The organism is Glutamicibacter sp. GQ173 (genome assembly GCF_059759215.1).
The window spans coordinates 301,850-316,013 of sequence record NZ_JCAXDT010000003.1 but is presented as its reverse complement, the minus strand read 5'-3'; the positions used below and the strand labels follow the sequence as shown (position 1 = coordinate 316,013).

Genomic DNA, 14,164 nt, shown 5'->3' with positions numbered 1-14,164 from the left:
CTCCCGTATTCCAGCCCGGACCACCTTGCGATCGGCCGCGGGAAACGGCGATACACTCTGACAAAGCCAATCACGCCGGATCCGGGTCCCTCACTTGGGACTCCCGATACTTATGAGGTTGCCCATAGCCAGGGAATCTTCGATTCCGGCACAACACTTCTCTTCTGCTCAAGAGATCAAAAACTACAATTGCCCCATCGGCAAGCATCTTGTCACTGGTTAGCACTAGGAAACTCAATATCCGCCTAGAGCCGATGGGACGGCTACGGGATGCGCGAGCAACTTATTGACCGGTTCCATCCAATCCGTCAAGCAAAGTCAAAGATGGTACAAAAAACACCGAACCTGTTCTAGGCGTTGAGAAGTCAAGCAAGCGGTCATGCATTCCAGGCGGATCTCCGATAAACATGCGTTCCAGCATTTTTTCGATAACCCACAGGTGTCTCGAATAACCAATGAAGTAGGTCCCGAATTCTTTGTTCCCCGGACGCCCGAACGGCATGTTGTCCCGCAGAATGTCGTGTTCGCCTTGTTCGTCCTCAATGGTCGCCAAGGTCTTGTGTGCTTTCTGCCCTCGAGGCACATCATCAAGCTCTACGCCTTCCGCTTTGGTACGACCGATAATCGCTTCTTGATCTTCTGTCGACAGCTCATGCCATGCGGATATTGAATGGAGGTATTTCTGGACCACAACATAAGAACCTCCGACGAACTGCGGATCTTCATCGCCGATAAATACGGTTTCCAGCAAATCAAGGCCGACTGGGTTCGCGGTTCCATCAACAAATCCGAGTAGATCTCTGGAGTCGAAATAGCGAAATCCGCAGACCTCATCCTCGACCGTGACAAGATCTCCCAGCGTATCCAAGATCAGGCGCTCCAGTTCGAAACATAGGTCCTGACGTTCCGAACGTATGTGGAAAAGCAGATCACCCGGTGTTGAAACTGCGGTATGAGTGGTACCTGAGATCTCTTGAAATGGATGAAGCTCTCTGGGCTGCTTCTCGCCCATGAGCTCAGTCCATCGTCGACTACCGATGCCTACTGTGCACGACAATCTGCTTTGGAGATCCCTGAAACCCACAGTCTTCACAACGTCCTGCACTCCTTTGAGTACGTCGCGAACTGCAGGTATTGGTGCAGAATCCTTGAGCGTGCAAACAAGGAATATCGCCGATCCAGTCAATGGGCCAACGAGATCTTGCGGCCGGGCTTGTCTGGATGCAGACCATTGAGGGATATATGGATCGCTTGGGTATGCTTGCATCGTTGAACCTCTCGGTAGTGGATCTCTATGGAGAGGCTTTCACCCTGAACGACCGGATGCAAGTACGTTTTGCAGTAACAAACGCTGGGATACCGCGAAGGAACCACTTTGAATCCTTGGTGGCCTAATATTTTCTCATCATGTTCCATCCAGTCCCAAAAGCCAGGACAGAAAGTCCCCAATGGTTCTACTAAGACAAGCCAGACGCTTAATTCTGCCCGACTTGCCTGGGCGTAATGACTACTGGGTGGCATGGCGCCTCACCCTAGGTGTCAGCATTCCAGCATTTCTACTGTTAAGTTGGGGGCATCCCAACTTGATTATCTATGCCGTTTTCGGAGCATTCCTCGGAATGTATGGACGTGATGACCCAGCTCAGCAACGGCTGCTTCACCAAGCGCAGGCTGCGGTACTCCTTCTTAGCGGGGCCATTCTCGGGATCAGCTTGTCCTATGGCAATCTCGGCCCATGGGAACTCATCGGCATTGAGTCATGCTTCGCAGCACTAGCTTCAATCTACTCGGACAGATACAACCTCAAACCCGCTGGCCCGTTCTTTTCGATCTTTGCCCTGGGAGCCTGCGCATCGCTGGCTCCGGCGGTGCCATGGATCACCGCAGTCGGAATATGCCTTGCTTCAGCAATTCTCTCGATGCTGATTGGGTTAACTGGCTGGGTGAATACCCGTGAATGGCAACCCAGTATCTTCCGCAATGTAGCGCATGCTCCTTTCAAAGCAACGTTCGTTCATGCCACGAGATACCTGCTCGCTATGGCAATTGCGGGTTCCGGAGGTCTGATATTAGGCATAGGACATCCATATTGGGCCATGGCCGCGGCAGCAGTCCCACTTGCTGCTGACACGCTTTCGGGAAGAATCCGACGCGGCATACACCGAATGCTCGGCACTCTCCTAGGCGTCGCAGTCACTGCCGTAGTTCTGTTGCCTCACCCTTCCACGGCCATACTGGTAGTAGTTGTTGTCATCGCGCAATACCCGAGCGAATTATTCATGACCCGTAATTACGCGCTCGCGCTCATGTTCTTCACACCAATGATCTTGCTGATGACGTTACTCGCAAGCCCTGCGAACATTGAAAAACTCATCGGAGATCGAGTGCTTGAAACGGTTATCGGCGCGGCCTCCGGCATTCTTGTGGCTGTTTTCATTCGGGAACCACGCTGGGCAATGCGCAATAAAGTGACCTAGTCGTCTTTGGGGACCATCCGTTTCGTCCTTGTGAGACGGCCCCGTAGCGAGGATAGTTGGAACTGACTGTGACGCTCCTTCGCAAAAGTGTTGCAGCTAAAGACAGCCAAGATCGGAGCATCTCGTGGAAAAGAACAATGACGCTGGTATCAGTACGCTTCTAGGACTGCTTTCCGACACTCCGCGCCAGGGCGGGTTCGGCCCGCTAAGCGATGGATCATGGTCGCAGAATGATTACCACCATCCGGCAGCAGGCTGGGGAGCCAGCAAATCTGTGCTTGAAGTACTCGTGAAAGAACGACAAGTAGTCAGCGGCACCAAAGCGATGCTGTCGATGAACCACGGCGTTAAAGGTTTTGACTGTCCCGGGTGCGCATGGCCAGATGACCAAAAAGGTTTGAAACTCGACATCTGCGAAAACGGCATCAAACACGTTACGTGGGAAATGACTGCCAAGCGAGTCCGGGCTGATTTCTTTGCCCAGCACACCGTAGCGGAATTGTCTCAATGGACCGATTATGAGCTGGAGGCTGCGGGGCGGCTGACAGAACCCATGGTCTACGATGCCTCAAGTGACAAATACGTTCCCATCTCCTGGCAGGAAGCTTTCGACCTAGTTGGCGAGCAGCTGCGCGCCCTGGCTTCTCCCAACGAAGCAAGCTTCTATACATCGGGCCGTCTGAGCAACGAAGCAACGTTCCTCTACCAGCTCATGGCCCGCGAACTGGGAACTAATAACCTGCCAGACTGCTCCAATATGTGCCACGAAGCCTCGGGACGAGCCTTGCAGGCATCCATCGGCACAGGCAAAGGTACTGCCGACCTTGAGGACTGGGAAAAATGCGATGCCCTGTTCATCTTCGGAGTCAACGCTGCCTCCAACGCACCGCGCATGCTCACCTCGCTGTCGGAAGCCACCAAACGCGGAGCGAAGGTAGTACATGTCAATCCACTGAACGAAGCCGGTTCCACCCGCACCATCGTGCCGCACGATTTCGTGGACATGGCATTGTTCAAAACGTCCTCCACCAGCGATGGCAATCTCCAAGTCCGTCCCGGCGGTGACCTGGCGCTGATACGGGGCATGGCTAAAGCTGTCTTCGAAGCAGCAGAAACTGACCCGAAGGTGCTGGATCTCGGCTTCCTAGAATCCCACACCAACGGCATGGAAGAATACCGAACCCTAGTCGAAGCTACTGAATGGGCCGAGCTGGTTGAACAGTCCGGTCTCTCAGAGGAAAAGATCCGCTGGGCCACCGATATTTACATCAAATCCGATCGCACCATTATCAGTTGGTGCCTTGGCGTAACCCAACACGAACATGGCGTAGACACCGTACGCGAAATCATGAACCTCCTGCTGTTGCGCGGTAATATCGGACGTCCCGGCACCGGTCCTTCACCGGTCCGCGGGCACAGCAATGTCCAGGGCAATCGTACCTGCGGGATCGACCACCGACCTAGCGAAGACTTCCTCAACCGGCTAGCTACGGAATGCAAGATCAACCCGCCATTTGAGCACGGGCTGGACACGGTAGAAACGATCAAAGCCATGCACGAAGGACGAGTCAAAGTCTTTGTCGGCATGGGAGGAAATTTCGTCCTAGCGGCTCCGGACACTCGGTTCACTGCTGAAGCGTTAAGCAGGACGGAACTCACTGTCCAGGTGAGCACTAAGCTCAACCGCAGCCACCTGGTGCACGGACAGCAAGCGCTCATCTTGCCATGTCTCGGCAGAACCGAGCGTGATCTTCAGGCGACGGGCGCCCAAGGTGTCACGGTCGAAGACGCCATGAGCATGGTCCACCTATCCAAAGGCGCCACGAAACCGGCTGATGATCAGCTCAAGAGCGAGCCAGCCATCATTGCAGGCATCGCGGCGGCAGCACTGCCAAAGAGCGAAACACCGTGGGCTTGGTACGTCGAAGATTACGACCGGATTCGCGACGTGATGGCTCGTGTCCTGCCTGGTTTCGAGAACTTCAACGAACTGATTCGAAACCCCCTAGGCTTCCGTATCCCTCAACCTGCCCGCCAACGTACTTTCAACACTATCTCGGAACGTGCCGAATTTTCCCAGGCCAGATTGCCTGATGTCTTACCGGCTGACGAACAGACACTAATCTTGCAGACCATGCGTTCGCACGACCAATGGAACACCACCATCTACTCGAGCAACGACCGCTACCGTGGAGTCAAGAACCTTCGTGAACTAGTTTTCCTGAACAGCCAAGATATGGAGGACCGCGACATCGCACAGGGTGACTTCGTCGATATCGTCGCGCTGTCCAAAGACGGATCGGAGCGCAGACTCAATCGCTACCGCGCCCTCGCCTACGATCTGCCCCGAGGAAGCGCAGCTGGCTACATGCCAGAAATGAACGCACTCATCGGCATCGCCGATTACAGTACTCAGAGCGATCAGCCACTCATGAAGAATATCCAAGTACGGATCTTCCCCTCGAAATAATCCGCGCTGACGTGAGAGATATCCGGAGAAAAGCCACTAGCATTCCAATAAAATTTCAGTTCAGAGCAGACTGCAGTCGTTGGGCTTTGGGGAAGTTAATGATCATCGTTCTGCCGCATGTAGCCCGGCGAATCACAATTGAGAAGCCCGCTAAGAGACCAATCCAGCTATGGCTTTGACGATTTAGGCCGTCAGATGATGAAGGAACGCTAAGAACACCTCGGGCGAAGTGCTGATTGCCAATCCGCGGTAACTGCAGATTGTCCAATGCTACTTTCCTAGGCCAGGCTACGAAGTTTGTGAGACTGTGCCCTGAGGAAAGAGCAGAGACCTCGTTCTCCTGTCTATTCTGGCCCAATCATCAACTTTCCGCTTGCCTTGGTTCGCGTTGCTTCATCAGGTCATACACCTCATCCACACGATGCTGGGTCGGTATAGAATTACGCAATTCAGATTGAAATGTGATAAAAATCAGCCTTTGGCCTCCACTGTTATTGAAGTAGGAACAACTCCGCCGTCCTCAGCCCTTTCGCTCCGCTAGGCAGCGGAAGGGTTCTTCGGACATGCACACCCAGCGGAATCTCAAAATTCTCCTTCAGCAGACTTTGCATATAGGTTAGGGCATCTTTAATCTGCCCCTCGAGAGTGGAGCGCAGCTCTTTCTCTCGTACCCCAATGATCCGTTCTTGACATCCCACGGAAACAGTTGCGAACCTTTGAACGTCAATCGGCATACACCGAACCACCATAATCGTTACTCATCTGAGCATTGGCGGTTCTGCAATCCACACTAGGCCGACTATTTCTTCCTTCGTGCGAGGAATGCTTACGCCGTCGTGGAATCCTAGCGGATTTCGCCATCTTCCCTGATCAACTGTTCCTCGGACCTGAACCGCCGCATCTCTTGCATTCTGAGGGAGTGCTGTGGTTGCAGGATCGTTAGGACACAGTTGAATGAGCAAATCACCGGTTGCGTATCGATCGTTTTGCAAAACATCACTGGAACAACGGGGATGGTCTAAGAGACCGCTTGCGTGCGGCCGGGTCCGCTGCAGCAAGCCTGTCTGACGGTATGTTCCCCACCGCCCCGCAACGCTCCAGGAGAGAAACGAGAAACTCACCGCATGCGCCGCTACCCTGCCTCCCGCGATCTTTTTCCAGGTCCGGTTTCTTCGGTTCCGCGACTCGTGCTTCCGCCAATGGAAGGTCACCCAGCTGCACCTCACCCACCATTTCGGGGCTCAAAGCCGAGAATGATTGCCATGGCATCGTTCCCAGCGGGACGGACGCTGCCATGGTGGTGGCCTCAACGTAGTGAGCCAGAGTTGTCGCCCATTGGAAAAACGTCCGCTGTTTGAATACTCGGTACAATTCCTGCCAAGAATATCGTTTTGCGAACCGATAGAGATTCCGAACTGAGCTTTGGCTTGAGATCCCTGCCGTACCCACATCACCCAGAGATTTATTCACCGATTTCAGCCCGATCAAAGCCGTCGCGTGCAAGCTCAATCTCCGGTAGATGACGTTCTGCCCATTGCAGCAAAACGTCGATAGGACCTCGCAGAGTTTTTCCCAGAACCGTGATGCTGTAGGTGACCGCTAGAGGGCGAGTCGCGGTCACGGTTCGAGAAACGATGCCGTTACGCTCAAGTCGTTTCAAAGTCCCTGTCAACGACTTCTGACTTACCACGGGGATCGCCCGGCGAAGCTCGTTAAAGCGACAAGGTCGCTCGCACAACTCGTTTAGTATGGCTAGCGACCATTTGTCCAGTACTTGGTCGAGCAACTCCCGATGAGTAGTGTCGAGGTGAAATTCAGCGGAGGTATCCATGGCGAAACCTAGTCTCATTGCGGTGCCTTTTGGCATGTACGTATCCTAAGGATACCTACCCTGGTTCAGAAAGGGATCGCCATGACTGTCCACTACATTTCTCCCAAGGGACTGCTGCAGCCAGCGCCCTACCACCATGTTGCCGTCGCAACCGGCACCCGGCAAGTCTTCGTTGCAGGACAGGTTGCGCACCAACCCGATGGGGATCCAGTCCCAGAGAACCTCGAGGCACAGGTCTCTCAGGCACTGCGTAATATTTCAATTGGGCTCGCCGGTGCCGGGGCCACATTTGCCAATGTGGTGAGGCTGACGGTTTATGTCACCGACTGGCATACGGAGAAAATTTCAGAGTTCATGGGCGGTGTAGAGTCCGTTGCCGAGGAAATCGGCTTGAGCCTCCCGATGCCGCCCGCAACGCTCATTGGCGTCCAAGCGCTCTATGACGATGAAGTGCTGGTGGAAATAGAAGCCACCGCCGTCATCGACTAGACGATTAGTTTTGCTTCCCGAGCAGGTCGTCTTCCCTTCGAGCTCCTCCCCTCCTAACGTTGTGCTACCGATCCCTCCCACTGAGACGCAAACTTTAGGGCTTATCAGTGGTTTGCCCCGTTGGATGGGTTCAGCCCCTTTCAGCCGCGCAGGACGCGGTACGCCCCACCAGGACTCAGCAAGAAAGCTAATGCAAGACCGAAACGCCGAGAACCGGAGGCAATGGATCCCCCTAGCCTCAGGAAAACGCTGCCCAGGCAGGCGAAGACATACCATCACGGGTCTGCGCGGTCCCCGGCAAGGATGCGAAGAAGCTCCGCATCGCAGGATTCTGTAAGGCAAGAAACAACTAAGCAGCTAAGTGATTTCCGCGACCAAACTATGAACGCACCCTGTCTGAGCCCTACACCTATGTAGGAAATTATCAGTACGGGACCGTTCATATTTATAGGGATCGGACAAGTTTACGGTACGCCCACCAGGAAACCCGTGCCGCAGCGTCAGCGGAGGCGGGCGTTGGCAAGGACAGGAACGCGTTCCCGGATCTTAACCACGTCATCGGGGTTGATCTCGACAATCCGCAGTGCAGGAGCCAGCTGCAAATCTTCCACCACGGATCCGTCCGGGGCAATCAGGGCGCTATGGCCTACTCCCAGCGGATCACCGGCGGGGACCTCATCCAATACCGTGTGCGGATCAGCCTGATCGACGGCGACCACGAACGTAGTGCTGTCCATCGCCCGGGCTCGTGTGGCAAGCTGCCATTGCTCCACCTTCCCCGGTCCCATGGCCCACGACGCGCAGACGATGTTGACCAGTGCCCCGGCAGCCGCGTTGGCGAAGAAGATCTCCGGGAATCGCACGTCGTAGCAAGTAGCCACGCCACAGGTCAAGCCATTGACGGCGAAGGTCACCGGATGCTCGCCAGGAGTCACCGACTCCGATTCCTGGTAGCCGAAGGCATCATAGAGATGGATCTTGTCATAGGAGGTATCTACCTCGGGCCCGGTGATCAGCAGGGTGTTGCGCACCCGGCTCCCCACCCCAGGGGTGAACATCCCGGCAACTATGGTGACGCCCAGTTCGCTGGCCAGCGTACGCACGTTCGCGGCCCATGGGCCGTCAAGGGATTCTGCGATGCGGGCCAGGTCGTTGCCGAAGGCACACATGGTGGCCTCGGGGAAGACCACCAGCTCGGCGCCCTGTCCGGCTGCTTCAGTCGCCCGGGCGCGGATAAGCTCCAGATTGGCTTGCGGATCGGCCGAGCTGAGGATCTGGGCCAGTGCGATTTTCATAGAATTCTCCTGAAATTGGGATTGGTGAGGCATGGAAAGTGGAAAGCAGCCCCCTGCAGTCGACCGGGATTCCCGGCCGGCCGCAGAGGGCTGCGATCAGCTCAGTGCCGGGCCGCTAGAACAGCCACGGAGCCCGTTCATGGTGGAAATCATCGAAGCTTCCGAACTTGCCGGCGTTGAAGGCTAGTCCGCTGCCGTCGCGGTCGCGGCTGGCCACAACCTGGCCGAAGAATACCTGGTGGTCTCCGATGTCGTACTGGTGCACGACCTTGCATTCCAGCTGGCTCAGCGCCTCGGCAACCACCGGCAGGCCGCCCGGGGTCGTGTCGAAGCTGCCGGCCTCGAAACGCGACCCGCCACGGGTGGCGAACTGGCGGGCCACCGCTTCCTGCTTGGCGCCGAGGATGGAGATCGCAAAGCGCCCACCGTCACGGATGGCGTCCCCAGTGCGGGTGTTGAAGTTCAGCGACACCATCAGGATCGGCGGCTCCAGCGAAATGGAGGTCAGTGAATTGATGGTCATGCCCGAACCCTCTCCCTCATGTTCGGTGGTCACCACGGCGACACCGGTCAGGAAGCGGCCCATCGCCTGGCGCATGGCCAGCGGGTCCGGTGTGGAGAAAGTCTGCGGCAGTGCCATGGCTCAGTCCTCCTTGGAGTAGTAGCGCACTTCGAACATCTTGGCGCCGTTTTCCGAGATCCATGGCCCGTGCTCCATTCCCGGCGGGCGGGTCGCCCAGTCGCCGGCCTTGAAGGTCTGGCCCAGGCGCTGGTCGACGAAGGAGCCTTCGAAGATGTAGACCTCTTCCCAGAAGTCGTGCTTGAGCGGACCGTTGGGGCTGGTATCGGTGCCTGGCTCGAACTTCAGGATGCGGGTCACCGCATCGGATGAGTCGTCGCGGGCCAGGATGGCCTCGGACAGGCCGTCGATATGGGGGTTGCAATCAGCGAATTCGACGCGGGAGACCGGACCGAATTCGTACTCTGGTTTCGCCATTGCGGATATTCCTTCTTGGGTCGTTCGTTTACTTGGCGGCCGCTACCGCGGCAGATGAGCTGTAGCTGGCCAGGAATTCATCCAGTTCGGCAACGTGCTTCTCGTAGCCGTAGTTGCGGAAGGTGTAGGCGCCCTTCACCACGAACGGTGCCCCGGCATAGAACATCTCGTACTGCTGGTGGCGTCCGGCGAACTCGGTGCCGATGATGTCCCAAGCCAGGCGGAAGAGCTTGATCCGTTCCTCGCTGTCCACGTTCGGGGAGGCGATGTAGCGTTCCACATCAGGTCCGGTGACAGGGCTGTGCATGTCCTTGACGCCCGATGGCATCTGCAGCACGCCGCCGCCGACCAGGTCGCGCAGGATCTCGATGACCTTCGGGTAGGTCTCGGACTGCAGGCCCATAGCGCCATACAGCGCGCGCTTGCCAGGGATCATCATGCCCTGGGCATCGGCCTCGGCGGTATATTCGGCAGCCAGCAGCGCCGATTCAACCGACGAGATCGTGGCTGCCAGCTCGCCGAGCTTTTCCTGCACCCCGGGGATGCGCTCGGTGCCGTTGACCTGGGTGATCTTGCGAGCGACGGCGCCGATGAACTGCAGCTTCGTGTTCAGTCGGGTCTGTGCTTGCCAGTTGCCCAGGGCGTGGGCGCCGGTGTCGAAGAACTGCCGGCGCAGCTTTTCCACCTCGCGGTCAATGAACACGCGGTCCCACGGAACCAGCACGTCATCGAAGATCACCAAGGAATCCGGCTCGTCATAGTGGCTCGTGAGCGGGTAGTCGTATTCGCTGGAGGCCTGCGGCGCGAAGGGACGGCGGCACAGCAGCTTCAGGCCCTCGGTGTCCACCGGCAAGGCAAAGGAGATGGCGAAGTCGACATCGTCCGGTCCCAGCGGCTTGATGCAGGTGATGAAGATTTCATCGGCGATGGCCGCACCGGTGGCGAGCATCTGCGAGCCGCGCACGATCAAGCCCTCTTCGGTTTCCTTGACCACACCGACCTGCAAGAAGTCGCCTTCCCAGCCAGAGGCAGTGGTGGCGCGGGAGTACTGCGGCGGGATGATGGCGTAGGAGAGGTACAGGTTCTCGCGCAGGATCCGTTCGTAGTAGCGGCGGATATTCCCCGCGAAGTCCCGCTCGGGGTGCTCGAAGACTTCCGAGTGGCTGCCGAAGGCGGCGAAGAAGGTGCCCACGTGGTCCGGGCTGCGGCCGACCCAGCCGTGGGTGTGCTTGGCCCAGCGCTCCACCGCGGCACGGCGGGCGCGCATTCCCTCGGTGGTGCGCGGGGCGCTGAACACGAGGTTGGCCGGGCCGTCGATTTCCTCGGCGTGATACTGCATGCCGTTGGCTGGATCTGCGGCGATGTCGAAGAGCTCCGCGACGGTCTTGGCCACATTGGCGAAAGCCGGATGGCTCGCCACATCGCTGACCACCTCTCCATCAAGCAGGATTCGGCGGTTGTCTTTCAGTGCATTCAGGTAGTCGTTTCCGGTGCGCATGTTCTTACTTTCCTTGCTGGATGGTATAGGTGTGGATCAGGGTTTCGCCATTTTCGAGCTCCAGGTCGAGCCGCCAGTGCGAACCGTAGGTGAAATTCCCGCCGATGACCGGAAGCGTGCCGCCTAGGCAGATGAAGTCCCCGTCACCGACGTCATGGCGTTCCAGGAACAGCTTGACCACATTGGCCGGGGTTCGCAGGTTATCCAGGGTTCCGTCCTGGTACAGCACGCCATCGACCCAGCTGCGGGCCCGGGCCTTGTCCAGGCTGAAGGCCGCAAGGTCATCGATGGCCACCACCTGGTGGGCTACCGGCTTGGAGCAAGCCCGCTTGGAGTCGGGGATGTCCACGGCTTCGAGCTCGCGATCGGTGTGATCTGAAGCCAAGCCAAGGTAGTAGCGTCCGCGGTGGCGGATATACAGCGGCTCAACTTCCCCGCTGGTGGCTTTCCCCGCAGTCTGCAGCGACTCGGCGCTGGTGAAGGTGTCCGCTTCGACCGGGTAGAACATCGGTACCGCAGGCGGCGGGGCGATGCCGATGGCGGCCAGCTCATCGATGTGCTCTTGCACCGCGTGTGCGTCGCGTCCGGTATAGCCGGCGACCATGCCGGTGAAGTTCGAGATCGTCAGGCGTTCGCCGCTGCCGAGGACCTCGAACTCCAGCAGGGATGGGGTATTGCTGCTCATGGGTTGCTCCTGGAAGTAGTTGGGGTGAGGGTGAGCGAGGGGTCCAAGCTGGCGAGCATCAGCAGGCCGAAGTCTGCGTACTGAACGGTGCTTTGCGGCTCGGATCCGCTGAGGTGGACAAGGTTGAAATCCATGGCTTTCTGCCTCCAATGGACGGTTTTTGGGTGCACGGGACCAAGGCCGGGCGCACTGGGCACCTGGCCGAAGCCGGTCAGGCTGGTTTTCTAGTGGACTTTCCGGGTGCTAATCGCATCCCGGGTCGAATGGATATGGCGCCGTGCCGCGAGTTGCGCCTGCTCTGCATCCCCGGCGCTGATCGCCTGGAGCATTGCTTCATGTTCGGCGAGCACCGAGGTATATCTGTCAGCCGTGGCGAGCACGGCCTGGATGCCCACGCGTTCCTGCTTGATGCGCTGGGAGTCATAGACTTGGGCCAGCGTGGCATTGCCCGCCGCTTCCACGATGGACTTGTGGAAGGCGATGTCGAGTTCGATGAACTTGACTGCATCGTCCAGGCATTGGCGCTGCTCGTCCAGCAGGCCCTGCAGCCGCAGGACGGTTTCGGGCCGGCGCTGGGCGACCTGATGGGTTGCCCATTCGCCGATCACCTGGCGGACCTCCATCATTTCCTGGATATCCGCTTCGGTCATCGCCGGGATATAGATGCCTTTATGCGGGATGCGGCGCACGAGCCCTTCGGCTTCGAGCCGTAGCAGCGCTTCACGGACCGGGGTCCGGGACACCTGCGCGGCGCCGGCGATGGAGTTCTCGCTCAAGAACATCTCTTGGTTCCATGGAAGCTCGGCAATTTGCTGGCGCAGCCACTGGTAGGCACGTTCGGGTGCGGTGGCTGGCGGTGTCTGAAATACGCTCATGGTCCATGTCCTGATGTAATGTTCTTGAGTCAACGATGCACGTCCTTGTCTAAGCTTAGGCGTCGAGGTCGGTGAGTTTGATATTTTTCGTCTCCTTGGCGAAAGCTACCGAGACGATCGATATCAAGCCCATGGCGGCCAAGTACAGTCCGATGGCCATGCCCGTGCCGAATGCGTGGTAGAGCGACAGGGCAATCAGCGGGGAGAGCGATCCGGCGATCAGCGAGGCGATGTTGTAGGCCACCGAGGTGCCGCTGTAGCGGACTTCGGTGGGGAACAGTTCCGAGAAGAATGCCCCGATGACCGAGCTGTAGGCCGCGAAGATCAGCAGCCCGCCGACGGCCGCGATGATGATCAGGTTGGTCGACTTGGTATCCAGCAGTGCGAAGAAGGCGAATCCCCAGAGGACGGTTGCCGCCGAGGCGGCAAACAATATGGGTTTGCGGCCCAGCTTGTCGGCGACGATCGCCATCAGCGGGATGGCGACAACCGCCACGCCCTGGCCGATCATCACCGCGGTCAGCCCGACGCCGCGTTCCAGCTTCAGGATCTCGGTGACGTAGGTGATGATGAACAGGGAGTAGATGTAGAATCCCGCATTTTCGCCCATGCGGCTTCCGGCGGCAATCAGGATTTGGCGCCAATTCCCGCGCAGCAGCCGTGCCAGCGGAAGCTTCTGCTTGGCGTGGCCGGTGGCGGCTTTCTTCTGCTGGGCCTTGAACAGCGGGGTTTCTTCCACGTAGAGGCGAAGCACCAGCCCGATGATCACCAGCAGGGCCGATAGCCCGAAGGCGATGCGCCAGCCCCAGGAAAGGAACGACTCGGGGGTCATGGTGGCGGAGAGCAGTGCGAGCACGCCGGCGGCCATCAGGTTGCCCAGTGGCGGGCCCACATTCGGCCATGAGGCCCAGAATGCGCGGCGGCGCGAGTCATTGCTGTACTCGGAGACCAGCAGGACGGCACCGCCCCATTCGCCGCCCAGCGCGAATCCCTGGATCAGGCGGAGAAGAAGCAGCAGGAGCGGCGCGGCGATGCCGATGGCCTCATAGGTGGGGATCAGTGCGATGAGCGTGGTGGATACGCCCATGAGCATCAGGCTGGCGACCAGCGTGGCTTTGCGCCCCTTGCGGTCGCCGAGATGGCCGAGGACGATGGCGCCCAGCGGGCGTGCCAAGAAGCCCGCGGCAAAAGTTCCCATGGCGAGCATAGTGCTCACGAAAGGGTCGTTGCTTGGAAAGAACAGCTTGTTGAAGACCAGTGCGGCGGCGGTGCCGTACAGGAAGAAGTCGTACCACTCCACCGCGGTGCCGGCGAGGCTCGATGCGGCGACGGTCGGAAGCGAAGTGTGCTTGCGGGTTTTTGGAGTAGATGCAGTCTTAGTCATCTAGCTCTCCTCTGTTTCACTGTGGGGGGGGACGGCTTCTAGGGCCGCAGTTTCGGGGTGATGTAATGCACATTAGGTACTGTAGACTAGTTGTATACAACTTGTCTACAGGCGCGGTTTCTTTGGCATCCACCATTGCTCGGGAGTCCGATCCGCCCGCAAT

Annotated in this window: 13 protein-coding genes; 3 read left to right on the top strand and 10 right to left on the bottom strand. The window is 58.1% G+C overall.

Annotation, left to right across the window (positions count from 1 at the left end; translation table 11 throughout):
- Window positions 1-283: 283 nt before the first annotated feature.
- Window positions 284-1,267, bottom strand: coding sequence for a Dyp-type peroxidase (locus tag AC6CHO_RS07440; RefSeq protein WP_498214398.1), 984 nt, complete (start codon window positions 1,265-1,267; stop codon window positions 284-286).
- Between the two features lie 316 nt (window positions 1,268-1,583).
- On the opposite strand from AC6CHO_RS07440, the gene AC6CHO_RS07435 reads away from it, so the two are divergent.
- Window positions 1,584-2,477, top strand: coding sequence for an FUSC family protein (locus AC6CHO_RS07435; RefSeq protein ID WP_498214397.1), 894 nt, complete (start codon window positions 1,584-1,586; stop codon window positions 2,475-2,477).
- A gap of 124 nt (window positions 2,478-2,601) precedes the next feature.
- A complete protein-coding gene (locus AC6CHO_RS07430) occupies window positions 2,602-4,947 on the top strand; it encodes an FdhF/YdeP family oxidoreductase (protein ID WP_498214396.1) in 2,346 nt (781 codons plus the stop codon).
- Between the two features lie 1,462 nt (window positions 4,948-6,409).
- Here the strand turns inward: AC6CHO_RS07430 and AC6CHO_RS07425 are convergent.
- Window positions 6,410-6,814 (bottom strand): winged helix-turn-helix transcriptional regulator, encoded by a 405-nt coding sequence (locus AC6CHO_RS07425; protein ID WP_498214395.1) that lies wholly within the window; start codon window positions 6,812-6,814, stop codon window positions 6,410-6,412.
- A 45-nt stretch (window positions 6,815-6,859) separates the two neighbouring features.
- Here AC6CHO_RS07425 and AC6CHO_RS07420 point away from each other — a divergent pair, with 45 nt between their 5' ends.
- Window positions 6,860-7,267: a RidA family protein gene (locus AC6CHO_RS07420; RefSeq protein ID WP_498214394.1), complete on the top strand. Its 408-nt coding sequence runs from the start codon at window positions 6,860-6,862 to the stop codon at window positions 7,265-7,267.
- A gap of 500 nt (window positions 7,268-7,767) precedes the next feature.
- Here the strand turns inward: AC6CHO_RS07420 and AC6CHO_RS07415 are convergent, their stop codons facing one another.
- The 8 genes from AC6CHO_RS07415 to AC6CHO_RS07380 all read right to left on the bottom strand — a co-directional run bounded on the left by AC6CHO_RS07415 (window position 7,768) and on the right by AC6CHO_RS07380 (window position 14,001).
- On the bottom strand, window positions 7,768-8,562 hold the full coding sequence (locus AC6CHO_RS07415) for a carbon-nitrogen hydrolase family protein (RefSeq protein ID WP_498214393.1): 795 nt from the start codon (window positions 8,560-8,562) through the stop codon (window positions 7,768-7,770).
- A 115-nt stretch (window positions 8,563-8,677) separates the two neighbouring features.
- Window positions 8,678-9,202 (bottom strand): flavin reductase family protein, encoded by a 525-nt coding sequence (locus AC6CHO_RS07410; RefSeq protein WP_498214392.1) that lies wholly within the window; start codon window positions 9,200-9,202, stop codon window positions 8,678-8,680.
- A 3-nt stretch (window positions 9,203-9,205) separates the two neighbouring features.
- Window positions 9,206-9,559 (bottom strand): cupin domain-containing protein, encoded by a 354-nt coding sequence (locus AC6CHO_RS07405; protein WP_498214391.1) that lies wholly within the window; start codon window positions 9,557-9,559, stop codon window positions 9,206-9,208.
- Between the two features lie 28 nt (window positions 9,560-9,587).
- Window positions 9,588-11,057, bottom strand: coding sequence for a 4-hydroxyphenylacetate 3-hydroxylase family protein (locus AC6CHO_RS07400; protein ID WP_498214390.1), 1,470 nt, complete (start codon window positions 11,055-11,057; stop codon window positions 9,588-9,590).
- Window positions 11,058-11,061: 4 nt separating this feature from the next.
- On the bottom strand, window positions 11,062-11,742 hold the full coding sequence (locus AC6CHO_RS07395) for a DUF2848 family protein (RefSeq protein WP_498214389.1): 681 nt from the start codon (window positions 11,740-11,742) through the stop codon (window positions 11,062-11,064).
- Window positions 11,739-11,876, bottom strand: a complete 138-nt coding sequence (locus tag AC6CHO_RS07390; protein WP_498214387.1) for a hypothetical protein — start codon at window positions 11,874-11,876, stop codon at window positions 11,739-11,741. Before AC6CHO_RS07390 ends, AC6CHO_RS07395 begins: the two co-directional genes overlap by 4 nt.
- 90 nt (window positions 11,877-11,966) lie before the next feature.
- Window positions 11,967-12,617, bottom strand: a complete 651-nt coding sequence (locus tag AC6CHO_RS07385; protein ID WP_498214386.1) for a GntR family transcriptional regulator — start codon at window positions 12,615-12,617, stop codon at window positions 11,967-11,969.
- 55 nt (window positions 12,618-12,672) lie between these two features.
- Window positions 12,673-14,001, bottom strand: a complete 1,329-nt coding sequence (locus tag AC6CHO_RS07380) for an MFS transporter (protein WP_498214385.1) — start codon at window positions 13,999-14,001, stop codon at window positions 12,673-12,675.
- Between the last annotated feature and the right edge of the window lie 163 nt (window positions 14,002-14,164).

What these genes read in the sequence shown, in the direction of transcription:
- AC6CHO_RS07410 (WP_498214392.1), bottom strand. Translation starts at nt 9,202, where the DNA reads ATGGCACTGCCGCAGACTTTCTCCACACCGGACCCGCTGGCCATGCGC.
- AC6CHO_RS07380 (WP_498214385.1), bottom strand. Translation starts at nt 14,001, where the DNA reads ATGACTAAGACTGCATCTACTCCAAAAACCCGCAAGCACACTTCGCTT.
- AC6CHO_RS07425 (WP_498214395.1), bottom strand. Translation starts at nt 6,814, where the DNA reads ATGCCAAAAGGCACCGCAATGAGACTAGGTTTCGCCATGGATACCTCC.
- AC6CHO_RS07385 (WP_498214386.1), bottom strand. Translation starts at nt 12,617, where the DNA reads ATGAGCGTATTTCAGACACCGCCAGCCACCGCACCCGAACGTGCCTAC.
- AC6CHO_RS07395 (WP_498214389.1), bottom strand. Translation starts at nt 11,742, where the DNA reads ATGAGCAGCAATACCCCATCCCTGCTGGAGTTCGAGGTCCTCGGCAGC.
- AC6CHO_RS07440 (WP_498214398.1), bottom strand. Translation starts at nt 1,267, where the DNA reads ATGCAAGCATACCCAAGCGATCCATATATCCCTCAATGGTCTGCATCC.
- AC6CHO_RS07405 (WP_498214391.1), bottom strand. Translation starts at nt 9,559, where the DNA reads ATGGCGAAACCAGAGTACGAATTCGGTCCGGTCTCCCGCGTCGAATTC.
- AC6CHO_RS07400 (WP_498214390.1), bottom strand. Translation starts at nt 11,057, where the DNA reads ATGCGCACCGGAAACGACTACCTGAATGCACTGAAAGACAACCGCCGA.
- AC6CHO_RS07390 (WP_498214387.1), bottom strand. Translation starts at nt 11,876, where the DNA reads ATGGATTTCAACCTTGTCCACCTCAGCGGATCCGAGCCGCAAAGCACC.
- AC6CHO_RS07415 (WP_498214393.1), bottom strand. Translation starts at nt 8,562, where the DNA reads ATGAAAATCGCACTGGCCCAGATCCTCAGCTCGGCCGATCCGCAAGCC.
- AC6CHO_RS07420 (WP_498214394.1), top strand. Translation starts at nt 6,860, where the DNA reads ATGACTGTCCACTACATTTCTCCCAAGGGACTGCTGCAGCCAGCGCCC.